The sequence below is a fragment of the Dongia sp. agr-C8 genome (genome assembly GCF_054658695.1).
In genome coordinates, this window is the sequence record NZ_BAAGHZ010000005.1 from 366333 (window position 1) to 390639 (window position 24307).

The 24307-nt window shown below is 67.3% G+C and carries 12 protein-coding genes; 1 reads left to right on the forward strand and 11 read right to left on the reverse strand.

The annotated features are described in order from the left end of the window. Positions 1–9: 9 nt before the first annotated feature. The 11 genes from ACYQ4T_RS26075 to ACYQ4T_RS26125 all read right to left on the reverse strand — a co-directional run bounded on the left by ACYQ4T_RS26075 (position 10) and on the right by ACYQ4T_RS26125 (position 17533). Positions 10–1554, reverse strand: coding sequence for a formylglycine-generating enzyme family protein (locus ACYQ4T_RS26075; RefSeq protein WP_459859558.1), 1545 nt, complete (start codon positions 1552–1554; stop codon positions 10–12). Continuing rightward, entirely contained in the window at positions 1544–2788 is a 1245-nt protein-coding gene (locus ACYQ4T_RS26080; protein WP_459859560.1) for an ABC transporter permease, read from the reverse strand. Before ACYQ4T_RS26080 ends, ACYQ4T_RS26075 begins: the two co-directional genes overlap by 11 nt. After that, complete coding sequence (locus tag ACYQ4T_RS26085; protein ID WP_459859561.1) at positions 2764–3498, reverse strand: ABC transporter ATP-binding protein; 735 nt, start codon at positions 3496–3498, stop codon at positions 2764–2766. Before ACYQ4T_RS26085 ends, ACYQ4T_RS26080 begins: the two co-directional genes overlap by 25 nt. A 1-nt stretch (position 3499) precedes the next feature. Next, a complete protein-coding gene (locus tag ACYQ4T_RS26090; protein ID WP_459859562.1) occupies positions 3500–5440 on the reverse strand; it encodes a vWA domain-containing protein in 1941 nt (646 codons plus the stop codon). Next, positions 5437–6495 (reverse strand): hypothetical protein, encoded by a 1059-nt coding sequence (locus ACYQ4T_RS26095; RefSeq protein WP_459859563.1) that lies wholly within the window; start codon positions 6493–6495, stop codon positions 5437–5439. Before ACYQ4T_RS26095 ends, ACYQ4T_RS26090 begins: the two co-directional genes overlap by 4 nt. A gap of 14 nt (positions 6496–6509) precedes the next feature. Further along, the gene (locus ACYQ4T_RS26100) at positions 6510–9140 is read right to left on the reverse strand and encodes a virulence factor SrfC family protein (protein WP_459859564.1); all 2631 of its coding nucleotides are present in this window, start codon (positions 9138–9140) and stop codon (positions 6510–6512) included. Between the two features lie 10 nt (positions 9141–9150). Continuing rightward, positions 9151–12189 carry a virulence factor SrfB gene (locus ACYQ4T_RS26105; protein ID WP_459859565.1) on the reverse strand — a complete coding sequence of 1013 codons (3039 nt, stop codon included), beginning with the start codon at positions 12187–12189 and terminating at the stop codon, positions 9151–9153. 57 nt (positions 12190–12246) lie between these two features. Then, entirely contained in the window at positions 12247–13752 is a 1506-nt protein-coding gene (locus ACYQ4T_RS26110) for an SrfA family protein (protein ID WP_459859566.1), read from the reverse strand. A 3-nt stretch (positions 13753–13755) separates the two neighbouring features. Continuing rightward, positions 13756–15291: a vWA domain-containing protein gene (locus ACYQ4T_RS26115; protein WP_459859567.1), complete on the reverse strand. Its 1536-nt coding sequence runs from the start codon at positions 15289–15291 to the stop codon at positions 13756–13758. Positions 15292–15293: 2 nt separating this feature from the next. Then, on the reverse strand, positions 15294–16382 hold the full coding sequence (locus ACYQ4T_RS26120) for a trypsin-like peptidase domain-containing protein (RefSeq protein WP_459859568.1): 1089 nt from the start codon (positions 16380–16382) through the stop codon (positions 15294–15296). A gap of 143 nt (positions 16383–16525) precedes the next feature. Next, the gene (locus tag ACYQ4T_RS26125; RefSeq protein ID WP_459859569.1) at positions 16526–17533 is read right to left on the reverse strand and encodes an aldose epimerase family protein; all 1008 of its coding nucleotides are present in this window, start codon (positions 17531–17533) and stop codon (positions 16526–16528) included. A gap of 461 nt (positions 17534–17994) precedes the next feature. On the opposite strand from ACYQ4T_RS26125, the gene ACYQ4T_RS26130 reads away from it, so the two are divergent. After that, positions 17995–24297, forward strand: a complete 6303-nt coding sequence (locus tag ACYQ4T_RS26130) for a HAMP domain-containing protein (RefSeq protein WP_459859570.1) — start codon at positions 17995–17997, stop codon at positions 24295–24297. The last annotated feature ends 10 nt before the right edge of the window (positions 24298–24307 follow it).

Sequence of the window (24307 nt, forward strand, 5' to 3'; positions counted from 1 at the left end):
CAAGGCCCGCTATTGGGCCCGAACGCCGACGATTCCCTTGAGCCATTCTTCGGATCGGACCGTGTTGTCCGACCGGTATTTTTGGATGGCCGCAAGCAACTCTTGGCTGAAGGGATTCAAATAGGACGCCCCGCGCTGAGTCAACTCGCCCCCGAGCGCCTCAGCCTGGCCCTTCAAGAGGTTTTGATCATAGTCACGCAGTTGTATGATCAGCGACCCGTAAAGCGTTAAATTAGAGTCAATCCGCTTCTTCTGGTCGTCCACGCTTGCCTGTGCCACGGCGACCCGGGCGGAATCCTGCGGTTGATCCTTCTTGCGCCTGGACAACTGGTCCTCCAGGACGACCAAATATTCGTGATCGTGCCGGATCAGGGCGCCGAGCCAGGCGCCCTGGTGAATCAGCGCCTGCGCCGCCTTGGCGCGCTGCTCTTCGACCCGGGTCATCTGCTCCTTCACCGTGCCGGCCAAGGTCTCCAGCCGCGCCTTCATGGCCGCGTCGTCGGCCATCCGGGTCAGGGCCTTGATCTCGTCCAGCGGGTCGGCGAGCGGCGTGCTGGATTCCGGCGCGATCGATTTCCCCAGCTTCTCCCAGGCGTTTCGCGCATCCTCCACCGCCTCATCGTCGGTCAGCACCGGCGCGGTTACGACGATGCGAAAGCCGGTCGCCTTGGAGCGGCGCGGGCCTTCGGCGGTGTAGGGCGGGTATTCGACCCGATAGGCGGAGCGGATCGCTTCCTTTGGCGTCAAATAGCTGCCGCCCTTCACCACGTCGCCGCCGGCGCGGCCATGCAGCCGCTTCACCCGGTCGAGCTGGTAGAGATCGGCGACGAATTCCTCGGCATTGCCGAGCATGTCGTAGAGGCCGAGCGGGTTGGGCTTCAAGAGGCCGGTGACCTGCAGCTTGCCGTTGGCCGATTCGGGCCCGGCATAGGCGACGTATTGCGCCATGCCCTCGGGCATCGGGAAGACCGGCTCCTCGAATTCCGGCGGCGCCACCGCGATGCCGCCGCGCGCCGCGAACTCCCATTCGACCTCGGTCGGCAGCCGCGCGAAGGCGACCTCTCGGCCGACCGCGGGCAGCTGGTCCTTGGCATGGGCGAGCAGCCAGACCGAATAGGCATCGGCGAATTGCTCCGCCTCCAGCCGGGTCACGCCGGTGACCGGCAGGCGGCCCCTGATCTCAGCCTTGGGGCAGGCCGGCTTCATCAGCGCGTCGAACTGCATCTGCGTGGTTTCGTATTTCGCCAGCAGGTAATAGCGGCTGGACGATTTGTCGGAGAAGGGGCCGTCGATCGCGCCGGCGCGGGAATATTCGGAATAGGCATAGGTGGGATCGGCGCCGCCGATGGTCATCTGGTAGTCGTCCAGCAGGCCGCCGCCGGGCACCGCGATCTTGCGGAAGGCCATGGCGCCGCCGCAGGGCATCGGCAGCACGACGTCGTCGCCCAGGGGATTGGGGTTCGCCAGCTTCGCCGGCCAGGGCGCGTCCGCCGCCAGGGCGCCGTTGCTCAAGGTTGCCGCCAGCACAAGGGCGGCTGCGCGTTCAAGCTTCACGAAGACACTCTGCAGGTTCGATGCCGAGGACCCGCGCCCCGCCGATCAGGGCGCCGAGCCCGCCGGCGATGGCGGTGACGAAGAAGAGCAGGAGGAACTGGCCGGGCGCCAGGCGGCAGATCGGCCCGTCGATGATCTCGACCGCGGCGATCAACCTATCGGCCAGCGGCGAAAGGATGAGGAAGAGGATGCCGGCGAGGACGAAAGCGCAGGCGGCGACCACCAGCGCTTCGGCCACCAGCATCAGCAGCGCATTTGCCTTGGTGAGTCCGATCAGCCTGAGCACGCTGATCTCGCGGCGCCGCCGTTCGACGCCGAGCCACTGGCTGACCGCGATCGAGCAGGCGACGCCGACCATGCCGAGCAGCACGATGATGCCGGCGACCCAGTTGAGGCCGTGGTCCAGCGTGCGCACCACGGCGATCTGCTGGCTGCGCATCCGCACCGAGACACCGGTCGCCTCGACCGCGGCGGCGAGGGCTTCGACCTGGTCGAGGTCGCGGGCATAGAGCCGGGCCGAGGCGTAGGCGCGGGCCTGCAACGCGGCGGTGTCGGGACCAGGCGCGTTGATGCCGTCGACGACGCCGTCGCGGTAGTCCTCGCTCAGCACCAGCAGGCGCAGGCTGACGAAGGCGAAGTCGCCGGTGGCGAGGCTCTCCGGCGCGAGCGCCTGGACCAGGAGCGAGCGGACCGAGGCCTGATCGGCGCCGTCGATCCGGCGCTGCACGGCGGCGCGGACGGTGTCGCCGGCCTTGACGCCGAGCTTGCGCGCCGTGGCTTCGGAGAGGATCACGGCGTCATCCTCAGTCGGGACCGGCAGATCGGACAGCAGCGGATCGCCCGGCGCGGTCGGGATCATCTGCACGTCGCCGATCATGCCGCCTTGTTCGTTGGCGAGCGCGATGGTCGCCGAGAGCGAGCGCGTGTTCGGCACAATGAAGCCCAAGGCGGGGCTGCCGGCGATGGTCTTGAACCAGCCGCCGTCGAGGTCGCGATTGCCGACGATGATGACTTCGAGATTGCGCGGGTCGGCGCGAAGCTGCGCCAGCATGCCTTCGATGAAGCCGTTCTTCAGGCCGGCGATCAGCAGCAGCGGCACCAGCACCGCCGCGAGCCCGATCGTCTGGTAGAGCGAGAGCCGGCGGTGGAACCACAGGCCCTTGGCCGCGAGGGTCGCGACCTGGGCCAGCCGGCGACCGGCGCCGGGCGTCAGGCTGCGGCGGCGATTCGACATTCGACCTCGCTTGGGCCGACGGGCTTGGCCTGGAGGGTGATGCGGCGCGTGCCGGTCTTCTCGGTCAGGCGCGGGTCATGGGTGGCGATGACCGGGGTGATGCCGTATTTCGGCGCCACCTCCACCAGCATCTCGGAGACGACGGCGGCGCTGACGGTGTCGAGCGAGGCGGTCGGCTCGTCGGCCAGCAGCAGCCGCGGGCGATGGGCGAAGGCACGCGCCAGACAAACCCGCTGGCGCTGGCCGATCGAGAGCGCCTGGGGCTTGAGCGCGAGCAGGATCGGCGTGATCTCCAGCGCGTTGCAGAGCTGGTCGATGAAGGGGGGATCGAGCCGGCCGCAGAGGATCGCCGGCAGTTCGATGTTGTCCTGCACCGAGAGGAAGGGGACGAGGCCGCCGGTCTGCGGCATATAACCGATCTCCGAGCAGCGGATGTCGGTCAGCGCGGCATCATCCGCGTCGGCCAGCAGGGAGGCGAGGTCGATCGCCTCGCCGCTGCTGGGGTGATAGGCGAATTGCGCCGTCCGTGTCGGCCGCAGCACCAGGCCGATCACGTCGAGCAGCGAGCTCTTGCCGGAGCCGTTCTCGCCGGTCAGCAGGACCGGCTGCCCGCTCTCAAGCTCGAGGCGGTCGACCACCATGCGGAATTTGGAATCGCCGGTGCCGCGCTGCATCTCCAGGCCGGCGATGACGAGGACCGGTTCCGCCATTTTACGGCAGCGCGTCGAGCGGCACCGGATAGACCTGCTCGCTGGCCGGCGCGCCCGGTGTCAAGGTCACCCAGCGGCTGACATCCTCATTATAGGCCTTGTAGAGCGCCAGCTTTCGCTCGAGCTCGTCGAGGAAATAGTTCTGCTGGGCGATCGGCCAGGATTTCCAGGTGTCGGCGTCGATGTTGAGCACGGCGCTCTTGTAGGGCAGGCCTTCGACATATTCGCCGAGCAGGCCCATCTGGCTCAAACTTGTCGCCTTCGGGTCCTGCAGCTTCGCCGGATCGCGGCCGAGCGCAGCGGCGACCGATTTCACCGCGTCGTAGAAGCCGGCCGGGTCGAACTGCTTCTCATGGGCGGCGTCGAGCACGCCCTTCAGGGTCTGCTGCAGGTCGCTCAGCTGCGCCTTGGTCAGCAGCACGCGGACGTCCACGGTGGCGATCGAAGGCTTGGCGAAGTCGCGGTCGATCATCCAGGACTGGACCAGCTTCGGCGCGGTGGTTTTGGCGGCGCGACCGAGATAGGCAAGCCGCATCGCATGGCCGACCGCGGCGGTATCGGCCTCGATGTCGCTCTTGGCCTGGGCCGCGGGATCGGCGCCGATCGTGGTCTTGCCGGAGGACGCCTCCTCGATCTGCTTCACCACCGCGTCGGCCAGCAGCTCGACCGCGGTGCCGAGCTTGTCCACGCTGCCTTCGGCGATCGGGTAGTAGAGCGGCTTGGTGACGCCGGGATAGGTGCTGAGGATCTCGTATTGCGACTTCGCCCCCGCGTGATCCTTGGCACCCGCCGGCGTCAGGAGATGCAAGGTGTAGATCGCGGCGCCCTGGTCCTTGGCGTAGAGGCGGACCTGGTCGGCATTCATCTTGGTCGAGGAGATGGGATCGTTGCCGCCCAAGGGTCCGGCATCGGTGATCAGCACGATGTAGCGGGCGCCAAAGCGCGACCAGTCGATCTCCTTGAGCGCACTCATCACGCCGGCCAGCGAATCCTCGTCGAAGCGCGGGGTCGAGACCGTGGCGGCGGAGAGGTCCTTCACCGCGTTCATGAAGGCGGCCTTGTCGGTCGCCTTATTCGGATCGACGAAGACTTTCGACGTGTAGTCGATCCCCGCCTCGTTCCCGCCGGCGCGAAAGGCGACCAGGCCGAAGGCGACCTTGCTGCTGACCGCCTTGCCGCTGATGTCCTCGTAGAGCTTCTCGACCGCCTCGCGGGTGCGGTCGATGTAGGGGCCCATCGACTTGGTGGAATCGATGACGAAGACCACGCCGGCGGTGAAGTTCTGCAGCATCTCGGCTTCGCTGGGCGCGGCCGGCTGCTGCGCATCGACAGCGACGGCGGGCAGCGAGGCCAGCTGCAGCTCGATGGTCTGCGCGCCGGTCTGCGTCATCTGCTCGCGCGAATCCAGGATCGGCAGCAGGTAGAACTGCTTGGTGAAGTCGATGTATGTGTTGGGCTCGGTGGCGATCACCGGGAAGTCGGCCGGCAGATTGCCGCCGGCGATGGTCTTGCGGAGTTCGGCCGCGGCGGCACCGGGATCGTCGGCGTTCAGCACCTTTTCCAGATTCTCCGCGCTGTCGAACATCAGCGCGGGATCGCGGTTGGAAGGATTGGTGAAGGTGAGGACGATCTGCTGCTTCCAATCGAGCGCGCTGGTCGCCGGGATCCAGCCGAGCGTCTTGCCGTCGGCGGCGGGGCCCACCTCCAGCCAGGGCGCGCCGCCCACATCCTGGCGGGCATAGACATAATAGATGCTCATCGCCGGAACCGGCTTGCCGTCGGCGGCGCCGGGCTTGGAGAAGAGCTTTGCGTCGGGCTGGGCCAGGACGCGCTGGTAGAGCGTCTTCTTGCCCTCCATCAGCAGCGGCTTCTTGTCGGCCGCCGATGCCGGTGCGACCAGCAGCAGGGCCGCGAAAATGAGCGCGAGGCTGCGCAGCATCATGGACCCAACTCCTTCAGTTTCGCCGCGGCATCGGCATCGCCCTGTTGCGCCGCCTGCTTCAGGAGGTCGATGCCCTCCTGGTATTTGGGGGCGTCCTTGCCGGGCGCAACCAGCATCGCGCCCAGGCGGCGCATCGCCTCGACCGACCTGGCGTCGATCGCCTTGCGGTACCAGAAGGCGGCGGTGTCGGAGCTCACGGTGCGGTTCGGCGCGCCAACCTCGGGACAGACCGGGTCCACGGGATCGTAGAAGCGGCCCATCGCCAGCGCCGCCTCCGCATCGCCGGCCTGGCCGAGATCCCGGTACAGCACCGAGGCCCAGTTGAGCTGGCAGGCGGCCAAGGTTTCGCGCGCCTTGGCCAGGCGTTCCGGCGCGTTGGGATTGGCGGCAAGGAAGGTCTTGATCTGCTCCAGTTCGCTTTGCGCGGGGGCGTCGGGTGCGGCCGGCGGCGCCTCTTCCGTCGCGCCGAGCAGCTTGTCGCGGAAGAACCAGCCGGCCACCGCCAGCGCCAGGACGACGATCAGGATCACCAAGATGAGGCCGAAGCGGCTGCCTGACGATCGCTCGACCGGCGCGCGATCCGGATCGGCTGTGAGAGTCGACCGCGGCGGCGGTGGCGTGGGTTCGGGCTCCGGTGGGGGCGGCGGCGCGGGCGCCGGTTCCGGTTCCGGCGCGCGGCGCTGCGGCGCGCCGGCGGCGCCGGAGGCGAGCAGGATCGGCTGCTGCGGGATGACGATGGTGGCGCTGGAGCTGCCGGCGGCTGTCTCGACCGTGACCTGGAAGGCGTTGCCGGCGAGCGCGGCGGCGATCGGATCGACGATCTCCGGGCCGACGGCGATGTCGATGCCGTCGGCGGTCGGCGTGCGGCTGGATGCGGAGACGGAGAACCAGAAATCCGGCGAGCTCTGCCAGCGGCCTTCGCTGCCGAGATAGGTGTCGGGTCCCTGGTTGCGGCGGATCTGCAGGCGGAGACTCCCCGCGTCCGCCGCCAGGCCGTGCAGCCGAAGCTGCGCGCGGCCGGGATCCTGGCCGATCAGTTCAGCGCGCATCGCCATTCACTGAGCCCCGCTCATTGGACCAGCGCGCGCGCCTGCACGTCGACGGCGGCGACGATGGCTGCGAGGGTGCGCGCCTGGGCCGGCGAGAGCTCGGAGCCCTCGGAGAAGCCGGCATTCTCGATCACGAGGTCATGCAAGGCGGTCAGCCAGTCGGACATCAGCAGCAGGGCGTGGGCGCCATGGTCGGCTTCGTCGAGCTCCGGCAGCGCGATCGGCGCCTTCTGGGTTTCGAAGATGCGGCGGTTGCCGACCACCAGGTTCATCGGTCGCGGCCGGTTGAGCGCGCCAAGATAGCTGGTGAAGGTCGCCAGTTCCTGGCGCGCAATCAGCACCTGCTCCTCGGCGACCTGGGCGCGGCGGCGGGTGGCGCTCATCTCGGTCGCGGAACAGGCTTGCGCGATCTGGTCGGGCAGCCTGGTGCGCAACGCGCCGGCGATCATCTCCTCGACGATGACCCGCGCGGCTTCCGCCTGCAGGCGCACGTGCCGCAGCTGCTTCTCGTTGTGCGGCAGGTCGCGGAGCTGGTTGACCCAGGCGGCGATCACCACGTCGGCGAAGTGGCGCGCGCGGTTGCTCGGCGCCGGCGCCGCCGAGGCGCCCTTGCTCTTCAGGAGGTCGCGCAGCGAGCCGGTGGCGCTCTTGCCGTTGGTCAGGCCGCCGCGGGTGTCGATGCTGAGATAGCAGGAGCGCATCTGCTCGGCGTCCAGCAGCAGCACGTCCAGCAATTCGGCGAAGCGCGGCGGCTCGTTGTCGGCGATGGCGCCGACCAGCCATTCGGCGCGCTTGCGCTTGGTCTCCAATTCCTCGCCGCCGATGCCGACATGGAAGATCTCGAGCTTGGCGCGGGTCTCGGTGACCAATGACAGCAGCTGCTCCTGCAGGCGCTGGGTCTTCAGCTTGCCGATCCCGATCGATTCCAGGTATTTCACGATCCGACCGACGCCGCCGTCATTCGGTGCCAGCATCGCGTCCCAGGCATCGGCCGGCTCGGCGACATGCTTCAGCACTTCGTCGCCCGCCAGAAAATAATCGCGGATCTGCGCCAGGCGCCCGAGCTGCGACGTCACCACCCCGGTCTCGTGCCCGTCCCGCATGCCGAACAGCAGGCTCTCGACCCGCGGCTTGCGCGTCAGGAACAGATTGCGGAACGGGCGGCCGTCCCAGTCGCGCACCCAGTCATAAGTGCGGAAGCGTTCGAAGGTCATGTGCATGACCGCGTCGCCGGCGACCCGCAAGGTCTCCGGCGTCTCGTTCGCGGTCGGCAGCAGGCGGAGGTCCCACATGGTGGTGACGACCAGCAGGCCGGAGGGGCGGCGGGCGCGGATCTGCGGTGTCTCGCCCTGCACGGTGCGAACCCAGTCGTCGAGCACCGGGCCGATATCCTGCACGTCGCTCTGCTTGGTCGAGGGCGCGCAGAGCACCAGGGCGTTCATCTCCTGGTCCTCGGTGTAGCGTTCGAAGAGATAGGACACCTTGCCGCGCAGCCAGATGTCGGAGACGTGGTAGCCGTCCTCGCGCTCCTCGGTCGCCGAGAGCAACTCACGCTTGGGATCGGTGATCTTCAGCCGCCCGCGATAGCCGGGAAAGTCGATGAGATCGGTGCTCTCCAGCACCGCGGCGACCGGCTTCTCGGTCAGGGTGAAGCGCAGCTCGGCGGTCACGCCGGCCAACAGGCCGCGCGGCAACTGCTTGACTACTCCATGCCCCGCCTCCAGGACCGGGCGAACCTTCACCAGGTCGCCGCCGTCGCCGTCGAGCAGGCGCAGGCAGTCGACATTGTTGATGCATTTGGCCTGCGAGAATTCGCCGCTCTCATCGCCCTCGACCAGAGCCGCCAGCTCGCAATGCAGCGAGCGCGCGTGGTCGACTTCGGCGAGGCCCGCCTGCAGCGCACGATACAGATCGGAAAGCTGCTCAAGGCCACCCCAGAGCAGGCCGAAGAGATCGGCGCGCGCGGCCGGGAGCAGGTTGGGCGCCAGCTCGATCGCGTTCGGCCAATAGGCGCCGCGCAGGCTCTGGCTGGTCTTGCGCGAGAGCCGGTCGAAATAGTCCATGAGGTCGACCACGTCGTCGGCGGTGAGGCCGGGCACCGGCGCGGCCTGGCGCTGCGGGCCGACGCGGCGCAGAACCTCGTCGATATTCTCGGCCTCGACCCGGGCGGTCATCGCCTCCTGGTCGAAGTCGCGGATGTAGGAGTTCCAGAGGATCTTGATGAGATCGGCCTCGCTCACCAGCTCGACCTCGACCGGGAAATCGGCCGGCGCCTTCGACCGGGTGCGGGTGAAGCGGGTGACGAGACCGGTCGCCTCCTTGCCGCCGCCGGGCGGGTTCACATGCTTCATGAAATCGAGGCGGGTGTTGCCGAACATGGATTCGACGCGGCCGTTCTCGCCTTTGGAAAGCGAATCCACCAGGAAGGACTTGCCGGCCTGGCTGATGCCGAAGATGCCGATTGCCGGCGGCCGCGACGCCGCTTTCGCCAGACGGCGGCTCTTGTTGCGGATGCGGCGCAAGGATTCGATGGTCGGGTCGGCCTCGCGCTCCACGGATTTCGCATTGGTGCGGGCATCTTGGACCCAATCGATGGCGCCGCCGATCGCCTGCCCTAGAGCGGTACCGGTGCTGGAGAGAGAGTCGGTCATCCAATAATCCTCAGACCAGGACCGAGCCGGTGTCGAGCCAGTAATCATTGGCTTCGAGCACATTGCTGTTCAGCGTCTTGAAGCGGAGCAGCAGCCGGTCCTTGCCGATGCTGCGGCCCTCGCTGCCGTCGGCTTCCCGCACGGCAACGCGCGCGATGCGGAAGCGTTCCAGGCCCTGGTCGCGCGCCGCCTTGGCGCGGCGGTTGCCGCCGCTGCGGTCGAGCTCCAAGGTCACCAGCAAAGTGAGATTGTGCAGTTCGGCCCGGGCGTCCTCGCGATAGCTCAGGGAATAGAGCGGCGCCGCGGTCCAGTACGGCGTCGAGAGCTGGCGGAAGCCGAGGCGCATCGGGCCGGAGATGACGATGGCGCGGTTCGGCAGCTGGTAATCCGGATCGTCGAGATCGATGTCGGCGAAATAGACGTCCTCCGGCTGGATCAGGTTGTTGCCGTCGAGGCGGCCGAAATAGCGCATGGTCGATTTCAGATCGAATTTCTGCGAGAGCAGGCTGAAATTCGGCAGCCGGCCTTCGGCCAGCACGCAAAGCATGGCCCCGACCGCAGCCGTGGTCTTCGGGTCCTGAATGCGGCCATGGCGGTGGAATGGATACCAGGCGCCGGCGCGGTAATTGTGCAGCGGCACCACGCGGTCCGGCGAGACCGGCATCAGGGAGCGCACCAGCTCCTGCACGCCGGGCAGGCGCGAGGGACGGCCGGTCAAAAGCAGCACGTCGCAGGCATAGCGCGCGACCACTTCCGAGAGCCAGCTCAAGGGGCCGTTCAGGTCGATGTCCTTGCCGATGAACATCGCGTGCAGCCGGTCGAGATCGACCGCGACCGGAACCTTGATCACGTCGAAGGCAGCGCCATGCGGCAGGCTCTTGCGCGCGCCCTTGTTGAAATAGGCGAGCGCGCGGTCCTGCGGGCGGCGGCCCTGCAGCAAATCCTCGATGGTCATGCTGCGCACCGGCGCCCGCTCGACCGGGTCGTAGTTCTCGTAGAGATGCAGCAGGGAGATCGCCGCCGGCACCAGGACCTGGGCGGTGAACTGCTGGCGCAGCACCTGGTCCTCGATCTTCAGGTTCTCCGAGCCGATCAGTTGCGACATGAGAGACTCGATCTCGGTCGCGCCCGCGGCGGAGAGCGCGGATTCGATCGCCGGCAGGAGCTGCGACTTGATGGTCTCGAGCACGATGTCGTCGCCGGCGAGCTTGAAGCCGTCGCGGAACAGCTGCCGCGGCTCGATCTTCACCGCATTGCCTTCGGCCGGCAGCAGCACGTAGTCGGTGACCACCAGATCGGTGGTGCCGCCGCCGATGTCGATGGTGCCGATGCGCAGGCGCTCGTCGCCGCTCGGCGCCACGTCGCGGCGGCGCATGGTCTTGAAGAAGAGCTTCGGATCGCCGCCGAAATGGTTGGCACATTCCGAGAAGAGATAGACCACCTGGCCGCAGGTCGCCTCGTCCCATTTCATGATGATCTCGGGGAAGGGCAGCTTCGGCGGCCTGCTCTCGTCGTCGGGCGCCGCGGTCTCGTCGTGCCAGGACATCGCCTTCCAGACGGTGGCGACCGCATCGTCCATGCGGCGCTTCAGAATGCGCTGCTCCGGGAGCGGCATCGACGGCGGCACGGTCAGCACGATCCGGCGCAAGCGGCGCGGCAGGTTGGACTGCGCCTGGCGCATGCGCTGCATCGGGCTGTTGATCTGCGACAGCGCCTGCAGCAGCACCTCGCTCAGCATGATCATCATCAGCGAGCTGCGCGAATAATGCGGGTCGAAGACCGGGATGCGGCGCGGGTCGCTGGGCTCCAACGCGTAAAGAGGTTCACCGGCCTCGGTGATGAACTGGCAATAGGGATAGGCGGTGGCGAGGCGCTCGCGCTGCTCTTCGCTCATGAACTGGTTGAAGCGCCAGCCGTGGAGATAGCTCTCCTCGTCCCAGAGATAACGCTTCGGGCTGCTCAAACCCGTCGAGCCCTCGGTGCCGCGGCGCTGCGCCGCGAGCTTGGTCGCCTCCGGCCCGACGCGGGCGATGGTCGGCCAGCTGAAGGCATTGGCGCGGCCGCTCAAGGACGACGCACTCTCCGAACCGAAGGTCGGCTGGTTGAATTCCAGGCGGCTCTCGAAGGGCTCGCGATAGACCAGCTGCGGCTCAGAGAGGTCGCGCAAGGCGAGTTCGTAGCGGTTGTGCAGCGAGGAATCCTCGCGGTCGTGGTCTTCGATCAGGATGCCGCAGGTGCGCGAATTGCCGACGTCGAGCACGAGGTCCACGTCGATGGTCGGGTGTGCGCGGTCGTCCTCGTTGCGCAGCAAGGTAATGCGCGGGATTTCGAAGAACTGATCCAGCAGGCCGATGAAGGTCAGGTAATGCGCGACGTCGAAGCCGCGGCCGATCTCGCGCTCGATATCCTCGGATTCATAGCGCAGATGCCGCGCCGCATTCTGGCGATAGGCGTCGCGGATCCAACGCGAGACCCAGTCGAGGCCGACGAAGGGCAAGGGCTCGAAGCCGCGGGCCGCCAGCATGAAGGGCTGGCCGGCACCGATGTCGTTGCCATGCGGCGCCAGGTAGCCGATCGCCTTGTCCTCCGGCACCGGCAGAACCGCGGTGTCGATTGCCACGGTCAGGCGGTGGGTGAAGCCGTCCTCATCGGGTGAAGCGAGTTTCGTGAGCCGCGCCCGCGCCCAGTTGGTGGGGCCGAGATCGAAGCTGCGGCCGGGCCGCGCGCGCAGGATCGGAATCGGCAGCCAGGTCGAATCCAGCAAGGCGACGGTATCGCCCATCGAAATCTGGATGATCGGCTTCTCGCGGCTGCGCACCGTGCCCGCCGGGGCACCGGTCAACGTGGCGCCATGTTGGGCCGGCAAGCGATAGCTGTCATCGGCCTCGTCATAGTCGAGCCGCACCAGGGCGCCCGAGCCGTCGCGCGCGAAACCGACCTGCGGCGCCCGGTTGATCCGGTCGAAGGCGACGCCGAAGTCGAGGAACTGCAGACCGCTCTCGGCGATCAGCATCACGCCCTCGCCGAACTTGGTCAGTTCAGCGAGCATGGCGGTCTCCGCTCGACATCCGGGGTCGCGATGAAAGGGCGCTCGGCATGATTTCCCCTATTGCCCCAGCAATATGTCGTATGTCTGCCCATTTGGGTAGCGCCCTACGCAACGGGTCTTGCCGTCCGCGGCCTTGCTGCATTCGACGGTCGAGCCCTGGAAGTTGGAGCCGTCGCTGCAATTCAAGCCGCCCTGATCCTGGATCGTCAGCTTGCCGTTCTGCGTGGTCGCCGCCGAGGCGCCGCTGCAGGTGACGCCGTTGCCGAGCTTCAAGGTCGTGGTGCCCTTGCCTTGCTTGTCGAATTGATAGCCGATGGTCGCCGGCGCGTTCGAGCCCGAAGCGCGGAGCCCGGTCTGCGAACGCCACTGGCCCTGCATGAAATCGGCCGGACCGTTGGCGGCGCTGCCGTCGGCCGGCAGCTCGATCGGCTTGATCGGCGGTTGCGCGCCGGCCTGCTGGTCCGGATTCTGCTGGTCCGGGGACGGCGCATCCGGCGGCGTCTGCGCGTCGGTCTTCGGCTGGTCCGGATTCTGCTGATCCGGGTTCTGTTGATCCGGGTTCTGTTGATCCGGGTTCTGTTGATCCGGGTTCTGCTGATCTTCGGGCGTCTGCGCGTCGGGTGGCGTGCTCTGATCCGCGTTCGGCTCGGCGCCCTGATCGGGGGTCTTCGGCGCGTTCGGATCGACGGTGCCGTCGGGCAGAGTCGCGTCGGGCGGGACCGGCGCGTTCGGATCGACGGTGCCATCGGGCACCACGACCGTGCCGTTGGTGGTGCCGTCGATCGTGCCGGTGCCGGGGACGGTGCCGGTGACCGTGCCGCCGGGGACGGTCACGATCTTGTTGTCGGGCGGCGTTTCGCTTGGCCAGACGATGCCCTCGTTGCTGAGATAAGGCACCGGCGCCTCGATTACATCGCAGGAGCGCAGCGCCATCAGCAGAATCAACAGCAGAAGCAGCAGCCCCAGCAGCCACCAGAGCCAGCGCCACCAGCTTGCACCCTCCGCGACCGGCACGGCGACCGCGGCAACCGCCGCCGGCGCGATCGGCGCCGCGGCGGCGGCGCGCTTCACCGGCTCCTGCTTCACGATATCGGCGAGGCGGTGGCGGCTGGGATCGGCGCCGGCGGGGATGAAGCCCCAGAAAGTGAGGACCGGCTGGCCCTTGATGATGAAGATATGCGAGCTGTCCGGGATGAAGGGACAGAGTGCCAGCAGGCGCCCGAATACCAGCTGATCGTTGCTCTGTGGGTCGGCGACGATGCGGCGCGCATGCGCCTCGATGCGGTCGTTGAGCTCCAGCAGCCGCTGCCGCGCCGCGTTGCGCTCCTCGGGCGAAGCGGCATCCCAGGGGACGATGTCGCCGTCCTGGGTCGCATACCAGTCGATGTTGCGCCCCACCGAATCGAATTTCGGCACCGCGAAGAGGTCGGCGGCCTCGCGGCCGATCTGATGCAGCACCGCGGTGCGGATCTGGTCTGCCGCGGCATAGACCGGCTGTCCGATCTCGCCCAGCGGCGTGTAGTCGCGCAGGTTGCCTGACTTGAGAAGCGGGCCGGAATACATCGTCTAGGGTTTCCCTTTGCACGCGGCCGGCAATGCCGTCGGATAGGTCGCCTGCTGCATCGCCTGCTTGATCTCGGCGGGCGTGCGCGCGGGCAGGACCTTGCCGCCGCCGTTCTGGGCGATGCAGGCGCCGCCGCCGGTTCCGCTGACATCGACGACATTGATCGTCATGTTCGGATGGCTGGCCTTGGCCGCGGCGGCCACCGCGCAAGGATCCTTCTCGCCGCAGGAATCCTCGCCGTCGGTCACCACCACCATGACCGTCGGCTTCTTCTTGCTGAGGATATTGGCGGCGCGCTCCATCGACCGGCCGAGCGGCGTGCCGCCTTGCGCCTGCAGGCTGTTGACCTTCTGCTTCAGCGCGGCGCGGTCGATGAAATAATCGTTGTCGATCGAGTTGCAGCCGTTGAACTTCACCAGCGCGGTGTCGACATCGGCCGGCAGGTTGTCGGCGATGACCGCGACCGACGATTTCGCCGCGTCGAGCCGGGTCTCGCCGCCCGCATCCTCCCGCATCGAGCCCGAGGCATCGATCACGAACACGACTTCCGGCGCATCCCAGGACTTGCGCTCCTGGATCGCCTGGTCGCAAGCCTGCGCGGGCTCCGGCGGCGGCGGTGCCGCGGTCGCGACCTGCGGCGGCGGTGTCGGCGCGGGCGTGACCGGCTTCGGCTCGACCGGTTTCGGCGGCGCCGGCTTCGGCTGGACCTCGACCTTCTTCTCCGGCTTCGGCGCGGGCGGCGGCGTTTCCACCTTCTTCTCCGGTGGCGGCGGTGGCGTCGGTTCCGGCGGCGGCACGGCGCAGGCCAGCTTCTTGGTATCGAATTCCTGGCGCAGCGCCTTGACCCGCTCGCGCAAGGCCAGCGCGCGCTGCCGCTCGGCTTCCAGCTGATTGACCAGGTCCAGGCCCATGCTGATCGCGGGGTCGAGCGCCGCTGCTTCCGGCGGCATCAGCCAGGCGACCAGCTTATCGCGCTGGACCCAGCCCATCCAGCCGAGCAGCCCGAGCAGAACCAGCAAAGCCAGCAGCGCCGGGAGCAACCAGGATCGCGATGCCGGTGCCGCTGCGACGGCCGCGCTGGTGGTGGCCGGAATTGCCGGCGGCACGACGGCGGCGGTACCGCGGCGGGCGCGACTGCCCCATTGGGTCAGCACCGGCTCCTGGCCGACGACGTAAACGCTGTCGGCACCCGGGTATTGGGCCGCGGCTTCGAGCAGAGCCTTCTGCCGAGAATCGCCGGTGGCGGCGGCGAGCGCGCGCAGCTGGCCGAGGCGGAATTGCAGCCGCTCGTCGGCGGCGGTGCGATCGCCGCCTTGCAGTTGGACCAGCGGGATCGCGGTGCCGGAGATGGTCGCGTACCAGTCGATGGTGTTGCGGTCCTCGGCGATGACCGGCTCGGCGAGGAAACCGGCGAGCTGCGGCACCGAACGACCGACCTGCTCGAGGATGGACGATGCGGACGCGATCGTGGCCTCCCCCGCATGGAGGATCGGGTCGGCCGCGTCGGCGGTTGTGCGGGTGAGGCGGAGACGGCGCATGGTCAGAAGCGATCGGCCGAGCAGCTGCCGCCGACCGGCAGCGCGACATTCTGGCTCTTCAGGAAACGGTCGATCGCACCGTTGCCGATGGCGAAGTTCGAGGTGCGGCTCTGGCCGGGGATCTGGATGCCGAAGGTGTTGATGCCGACCAGCTGGCCGCAGGCATTGACCAGCGGACCGCCGCTGTTGCCTTCGGAGATTTCCGCGGTGTGCGCCAGCACCGGCGTCGGACTGCCCTGGTTCTCCACCGCGCGGACGTCGCCGCGGCTCAGGACAACTCCCGGCATGCCGACGGCGCGGCCGGCCTGCAGGTCCTGGAACTGCTTGTCCGCAGTGATGACATTGGTCGGAAAGCCCGCGGCGATGACGGGATCCAGGGCCTGCACCGCGCTCGCCATGTTGAGCGGCGGCGCGGAGAGCGGGCCGCTCACCGTGACCAGCGCGAAGTCGTCCGCGTAGTAGTCGCCGGCATTGCCGATCGGCTCGGCGGAGAGGGCCTTTACCCGGCCGAGCAGAGGGCGCGCCTGGGTCGAGGCCATGACCACCAGATCGCGCCCGACCGAGCTTGCGACGACATGGCGATTGGTCAGCACCAGGCCCGGGCCGATCACCATGCCGGAGCCGAGCATCACATCGTCGCCGCCCGTCGGCGCCAGGATGAAGACGGTCTGTTCCTTGAGCTGCTGCACCAAGGCTTCGTTGCGCAGCGCCGAGACGCCGTCGCCCGGCGTGACGCTCGCGTTCTGGATTTTCGCCGGCGGCGTTTCGAGATGGGCGCCGAACTCGATCTTCTGCAGCAGGGTTTCCAATTCCGCCTGGCGCTTCGGATCGCAGACGTCGAGCTTCAGCAGCGCTTCGGCCTGGGTGATGCCGGCGGCGAGGCGGTCGTTGCTTTCCTTCAGCGCGGCGATCTCGTTTTGCAGGACCGCGGGCGCCTGCATCAGGGCGTCCGGGAGCACCGGCTGGGGCGCCGCGGCGGTCAATTCCGGCAGGCGATAGAACAGCCACCACGCGGCCGCACCAGCCAGGCCGAGGACCAGCACGGCCAGCAGGAGAAGCCAGACTCCAAAACCCCTACGCCCGCGTGCCATGAATGCCCGATCCTCGATCCGCTCTCCCAAGCTAAACAAGGGGTTGCAGCGAATACAAGCCGTTAAACCCCAAACCTCCGGGAATCCGGCGGCTTAGGAAGCGTTCTTCACGCGAAGTTGTGCAAGCTGGGCGACGCGGCCGGTCAGCCCATCACGCGCCCGTCGGGATTGACGCCGCGCACCGCGCCGCCGGGCTTGAAGATCTGCAGGCGTATCTCGGCGGTGACGTCCTTGCCGGGTGCTAGGTTGAGCAGGCGGCCGCCCTGCTCTTCAACATCGGCGAGGCCGCTGGCCGGCCAGCTCGTGTTCGGCCCGACCGCGATCAACCGGGTCTGGCCGTTCCAGGGCGCGTCCTGCAATCCATTGAGCTCGAACCAGAGCCAGGCATAGGGAAAGACGCTCTCGTCCCAGGAAAGGGCGACGCCGACGGCATTGTCGAGCCGGCGCAAGGTGACCCAGGCGCCGCCGGTGATCTTCGGCGGGAAGTCGCCGAGGCAGGTCATGGCCGAAAGCGGCTCGCGGGGCCGGCTCAAGTCATAAAGCGCGTTCTTCGCCTTGCTCGGCACCATCGGCCAGCGGCCCTTGCCGCCGGGGCGCAGCGGATTGGCCGGCGCGTCATAGCGTTCGTCGCTCAGGAAACCGCGGGCGCTCGACTGGATCTCGACAGGGCCATCGAGCAGATCGGAGCCGAAGCTCGGCTGATGGCCCCACATCACCGTCGCGGGCGCCGCACTGGTGCAGCGCGCGGTCTCGCGGATCAGCAAGAGATCGCCATCCAGGGTGATCTCGCGCTCGAGCGTGACGGGCACGGTCTGGAAGCGCCGGCGCAGGACGATCGCGCGATCGTCCATCTGCATGTCCCAGGGCGACACGGAGGCCTCGCCGTGGAAGCCATGAAACACGCCCTGATATGTGCAGGCGTCGCCGCCGTTCGGGAACAGGATCGGCCAGCCGCCGGAATAGCGGGTGAGCCAGAGCGCATCGTCCTTGACCGCTGCCGGATCGAGCGGCGTCGTCTCCGCCTTCCACGGCACCTTGCCGAGCACGGAGAGGCCGAGCCCGTGATGCTCGACGCTGCGGATCGTGCCGCCGACCATCGGGTCGACGACGACGCGCAGTTGTTCGTTCTCGAGGAGGACAAGGGCGCTCATGGTGGGCGAGCCGGGGGCGTTTAGGTTACTGTCGCGGCCGGCTGTCCGGAATGGCGCGCTGCCGAAAGGCGGTCGTGAAGTCGGTCATTCTCTGCACTCTTGCTTGTCGTCCCCAGCCTGGACCGGGTCCCCAGGCTCCCCGCCGTGAAGCTTCCCGCAGGTGGCTTACCGCAATCAAGAGGCGGGGCTAGGAGCAGAGGCATAAAATGCAGATTTCTGCCGTTATTTCCGGGGTTTGACTCAAATGTCGGAGAAAGCGTGACGGGATGCTTCCCGCTGGGGCGGAAGGAACCCTTCGAGGCCACCGGGGTTTCCGGTTGTGGCGGATATCGCCTCGGGGTCTTGGAACTTGCGCGAAACGTTTGAGCAGAAACGCGATTTCTCCAGTGCCAGCACTGGGACGATAGCGGCTGCCCTGAAGGCGGCTCGCGCCCCCGATCACATCCGGTTCGGGGGTTCTCATGGCGCAGGCCAAAGTCGAGCAGCGTAGTTCCGAGACCAAGCCGCGCAAGGCGCCGCCCCCGCCGCGCTATTCCGGCAATGGGCATGCCGAATCCGACCCGATTCTTTCGCCCCTGCTGCAGGCCTTGCAGGCGATGCGGATGGGCGATTTCTCGGTCCGGCTGCCGACCGACCAGGTGGGCATCGCCGGCAAGATCGCCGATGCCTTCAACGACATCGTCTCGGCCAACGAGCGCATGGCGCAGCAGCTGGAGCAGGTCGGCCAGGTGGTCGGCCGCGACGGCAAGACCTCGAAGCGGGTCAAATACGGCATCACCCATGGCGCCTGGGGCGAGATGGAGACCTCGGTCAACACGCTGATCGACGACTTGCTCTGGCCGACCACCGCCGTCACCCGCGCCATCACCGCGGTCGCCAAGGGCGATCTGCTGCAGACCGTGCAGCTCGAAGTCGATGGAAGGCCCCTCAAGGGCGAGTTCCTGCGCTCGGCCACCATCGTCAACACCATGATCCAGCAGCTCTCGGTCTTCACCTCGGAAGTGACCCGCGTCGCCCGCGAGGTCGGCACCGAAGGCAAGCTCGGCGGCCAGGCCCAGGTGCGCGGCGTGACCGGCGTGTGGAAGGACCTGACCGAGAGCGTGAACTCGATGGCCGACAACCTGACGGCCCAGGTGCGCAACCTCGCCGACGTGACCATCGCCGTGGCCAACGGCGATCTTTCCAAGAAGATCACGGTGGACGTGCGCGGCGAGATCCTGCAGCTCAAGGAAGCCATCAACACGATGGTCGATCAGCTGCGCTCCTTCGCCTCCGAAGTCACCCGGGTCGCCCGCGAAGTCGGCACCGACGGCAAGCTCGGCGGCCAGGCCCTGGTGCCGGGCGTCGCCGGCACCTGGAAGGATCTGACCGACTCGGTCAACGCGATGTGCGGCAACCTGACCGACCAGGTGCGCAACATCGCCGAGGTGACCACCGCCGTGGCGCGCGGCGACCTGTCGCGCAAGATCACCGTCGACGTGCGCGGCGAGATCCTGGAACTCAAGGACACCATCAACACCATGGTGGACCAGCTGAACGGCTTCGCCTCGGAAGTGACCCGCGTCGCGCGCGAAGTCGGCACCGAGGGCCGCCTGGGCGGCCAGGCGCAGGTGCCGGGCGTCGCCGGCACCTGGAAGGACTTGACCGACAACGTGAACTCCATGGCCGGCAACCTCACCGGCCAGGTCCGCAACATCGCGGAAGTGGCCACCGCCATCGCCGGCGGCGATTTGTCGAAGAAGATCACCGTCACCGTCTCGGGCGAGATCCTGCAGCTCAAAGAGACCATCAACACCATGGTCGATCAGCTGAACGCCTTCGCCGGCGAGGTCACCCGCGTGGCGCGCGAAGTCGGCACCGATGGCCGGTTGGGCGGACAGGCGCAGGTGCCGGGCGTCGCCGGCACCTGGAAGGATCTGACCGATTCCGTGAATTCGATGGCCGGCAACCTGACCGGCCAGGTGCGCAACATCGCCGAAGTCGCCACAGCCATTGCCAACGGCGACTTGTCGCGCAAGATCACCGTCAACGTGCGCGGCGAGATCCTGGAGCTCAAGGACACCATCAACACCATGGTCGACCAGCTCAACGCGTTCGCGGGCGAAGTCACCCGCGTCGCCCGCGAGGTCGGCACCGAAGGCAAGCTCGGCGGCCAGGCCGAGGTGAAGGGTGTCGCCGGCACCTGGAAGCATCTGACCGACTCCGTGAATTCGATGGCCTCGAACCTGACGGCGCAGGTCCGCAACATCGCCGAAGTGGCGACCGCGGTCGCCGAGGGCGACTTGTCGAAGAAGATCACGGTCAATGTTTCGGGCGAGATCCTGCAGCTCAAAGAGACCATCAACACCATGGTCGACCAGTTGAACGCCTTCGCCGGCGAGGTCACGCGCGTCGCCCGCGAAGTCGGCACCGAAGGCCGGCTGGGCGGACAGGCGCAGGTGCCGGGCGTCGCCGGCACCTGGAAGGACTTGACCGATTCCGTGAACTCGATGGCCGGCAATCTCACCGGCCAGGTCCGCAACATCGCCGAGGTCGCGACCGCGATCGCCAACGGCGACCTCTCGCGCAAGATCACCGTCAACGTGCGCGGCGAGATTCTGCAGCTCAAGGAAACGCTGAACACAATGGTGGATCAGCTGAACGGCTTTGCTTCGGAAGTCACCCGCGTCGCCCGCGAAGTCGGCACCGAAGGCCGCTTGGGCGGACAGGCCCAGGTGCCCGGTGTCGCCGGCACCTGGAAGGACCTCACCGACAACGTGAACTCGATGGCCGGCAACCTGACCGCCCAGGTCCGCAACATCGCCGAGGTCACCACCGCGGTCGCGCGCGGCGACCTGAGCCGCAAGATCACGGTCGACGTGAAGGGTGAGATCCTCGAGCTGAAGAACACCATCAACACCATGGTCGATCAACTCAACGCCTTCGCCTCCGAAGTCACGCGCGTGGCGCGCGAGGTCGGCACCGAGGGCAAGCTCGGCGGCCAGGCCGCGGTGCCCGGCGTCGCCGGCACCTGGAAGGACCTGACCGACAACGTCAACTTCATGGCCTCGAACCTGACCGGCCAGGTCCGCAACATCGCCGAGGTGGCGACGGCCATCGCCAACGGCGACTTGTCGAAGAAGATCACCGTGGACGTGCGCGGCGAGATCCTGCTGCTCAAAGAAACGCTGAACACCATGGTCGAGCAGTTGCGCTCCTTCGCGGCGGAAGTGACCCGCGTCGCCCGCGAGGTCGCGACCGAAGGCCGCCTGGGCGTGCAGGCGGTGGTGCCCGGCGTCGGCGGCACCTGGAAGGACTTGACCGACACCGTGAACCTGCTGGCGGCGAACCTCACCACCCAGGTGCGCAACATCGCCGAGGTCACCACCGCCGTCGCCCGCGGCGATCTCTCGCGCAAGATCACCGTGGACGTGCGCGGTGAAATTCTCGAGCTGAAGAACACCATCAACACCATGGTCGATCAGCTCAACGCCTTCGCCTCCGAAGTCACCCGCGTGGCGCGCGAGGTCGGCACCGAAGGCAAGCTCGGCGGCCAGGCGCAGGTGCCGGGCGTCGCCGGCACCTGGAAGGACCTGACCGACACCGTCAACGTCATGGCGGCGAACCTGACCGAGCAGGTGCGCGGCATCGTGAAGGTGGTGACCGCGGTCGCCGACGGCGACCTGAAACAGAACCTGACCGTGAAGTCGAAGGGCGAGGTCGCGGCCCTGGCCGAGACCATCAACAACATGACCGACACGCTGGCGACCTTCGCCGAGCAGGTGACCTCGGTGGCCCGCGAGGTCGGCGTCGAGGGGCGCTTGGGCGGCCAGGCCAACGTGCCGGGCGCGGCCGGCACCTGGAAGGACCTGACCGGCAACGTCAACCTGCTGGCGGCGAACCTCACCAACCAGGTGCGCGCCATCGCCGAGGTGGCGACCGCCGTCACCAAGGGCGACCTGACCCGGTCGATCCAGGTCGATGCCCGCGGCGAGGTGGCCGAGCTCAAGGACAACATCAACACCATGATCGGCAACCTGCGCCTGACCACCGAGCGCAACACCGAGCAGGACTGGCTGAAGACCAACCTCGCCCGCTTCACCAACATGCTGCAGGGCCAGCGCGACCTCGCGGCAGTCGGCCGCATGCTCTTGTCCGAGCTGGCGCCGCTGGTCGGCGCGCAGAACGGCGTCATCTATCTGGTCGAGAATGCGGAGAGCCTGCGCCGGCTCTCGGTCTATTCCGACCAGGGGCTGGACGGGCATCCGCAGCGCCTCACCGTCGGCGAGGGCCTGATCGGCCAATGCGCCGCGGACGCCAAGCGCATCCTGATCACCGAGATGCCGGACAACGTGGTGCCGATCGGCTCCGGCCTGTTCCGCGCCGTGCCGAAGAACGATGTCGTCCTGCCGGTGCTGTTCGAAGGCCAGGTGAAGGCGGTGATCGAACTCGCCTCGGTGAACGATTTCACCGAGCTGCAGATCTCCTTCCTCGACCAGCTGACCGCCTCGATCGGCATCGTCTTGAACTCGATCGAAGCCACCATGCAGACCGAGGGCCTGCTGGTGCAATCGCAGCAGCTCGCCGGCGAGTTGCAGACCCAGCAGCGCGAATTGACCCAGACCAACGAGCAGCTGGAGCTCAAGGCCCAGCAGCTTGCCGAACGCAACGTCGAGGTCGAGCGCAAGAACCGCGAGATCGAACAGGCGCGCCGCGCGGTGGAGGAGAAGGCCGCCGAGTTGGCGCTGACCTCGAAATACAAGTCGGAATTCCTGGCCAACATGAGCCACGAGCTCCGCACGCCGCTGAACAACATCCTGATCCTCGGCCAGCAGCTGGCCGAGAACCCGGACATGAATCTCACACCCAAGCAGGTCGAGTTCGCCCGCACCATCCACGGGGCCGGCACCGACCTATTGAACTTGATCACCGACATTCTCGATCTTTCCAAGATCGAATCCGGCACGGTCTCGGTCGAAGCCGGCGAGGTGCTGTTCAGCACGATCTTCGATTCCGTGGTGCGGCCGTTCCGCCACACCGCGGAAAACCGCAAGCTCACCTTCGACGCGTATCTCGATCCGACGCTCGATCGCAGCATGATCACCGATGCCAAGCGGCTGCAGCAGGTGCTGAAGAACCTGCTGTCCAACGCCTTCAAGTTCACCGAGCGCGGCGGCGTCAAGCTCTCGATCAGCAAGGCTTCCAGCGGCTGGTCTTCCGAGCACCCGACCTTGAGCCGCGCACCGGCGGTAGTGGCCTTCGAGGTCACCGACACCGGCGTCGGCATCCCGCTGGAGAAGCAGAAGATCATCTTCGAGGCCTTCCAGCAGGCCGACGCCTCGACCAGCCGCAAGTTCGGCGGCACCGGTCTCGGCCTCGCCATCTCGCGCGAGCTCTCGAGCCTGCTCGGCGGCGAGATCCAGCTGAAATCCCTGCCCGGCCAAGGCAGCACCTTCACGCTCTATCTGCCGCTGAACTATGTCGGCCCGATCGAGCAGCCGCAGCCGGAGAACCGGACCCGGCGCAACGTGCCGACCGAGGTGATCAGCCACAAGCTGGGCACCCTGCCGGAGGAGCGGGTGCCGGACGACCGTACCCTGCTCGAACCCGGCGACCGCATCCTGCTGGTAGTCGAGGACGACCCGACCTTCGCCCGGATGGTAGCCGACATGGCGCACCAGCACGGGCTGAAGGTGCTGATCGCGCATAAGGGCGCCGAAGCCCTGGCGCTGGCGCGCGAATACCAGCCGAGCGCAGTCTCGCTCGACATCTTCCTGCCCGACATGCTGGGATGGTCGGTGTTGAGCCAGTTGAAGCAGGATCCGCTGACGCGGCATATTCCGGTGCAGATCGTGACCCTGGAGGATGACCGCCAGCACGGCCTCGCCCGCGGTGCCTTCAGCTTCATCACCAAACCCTCCAGCACCGAGGGACTGGAGAAGGCGCTGCAGCGGATCACCGAGTTCAGCCGGGCACGGCGGCGCAAACTGCTGATCGTCGAGGACAACGCCGCCGAGCGTTTCGGCATCAGCGAGCTGCTGGGCTATGATGACATCGACATCATAGCGGTCGATAGCGGCGCCGCGGCCATGGAGGCCTTGAACAGCGACAAGTTCGACTGCGTGGTGCTCGACCTCCGGCTGCCGGACGTCTCCGGCTTCGACCTCCTCTCCAAGATCTCCCACGAGGACAGTCTCTCGGACGTCCCGGTGGTGATCTTTACCGGCCGTGAGCTGACGGCGGAGGAAGATGCTCAACTCCACACCATGGCGCGCAGCGTCGTGGTGAAGGGCGTGGAATCGCCCGAGCGCCTGCTGGACGAGACCGCCTTGTTCCTGCACCGCGTGGTGACCGACCTCCCGGCCGAGAAGCAGCGGATGTTGGAGCGGCTCTACTCCTCCGACGAGGACCTGATCGGCCGCACCGTGCTGCTGGTCGACGACGACGCCCGCAACATCTTCACCCTCTCGAGCGTGCTGGAGCGGCGCGGCATGAAGGTGCTGACCGCGACCACCGGCAAGGAGGCGATCCAGACCCTGGAGACTTCCGACGAGGTCGCCCTGGTGCTGATGGACATCATGATGCCGGAGATGGACGGCTACCAGACCATGCAGGCGATCCGGTCCAAGACGGAGTTCCGCCGCCTGCCGATCATCGCCTTGACCGCCAAGGCGATGAAGGGTGACCGGGAGAAATGCCTGGAAGCCGGTGCCTCGGATTATCTCGCCAAGCCGGTCAACACCGAGCAGCTCCTCTCGGCGCTGCGCATGTGGCTGCACCGGTAGGAGACGGGCG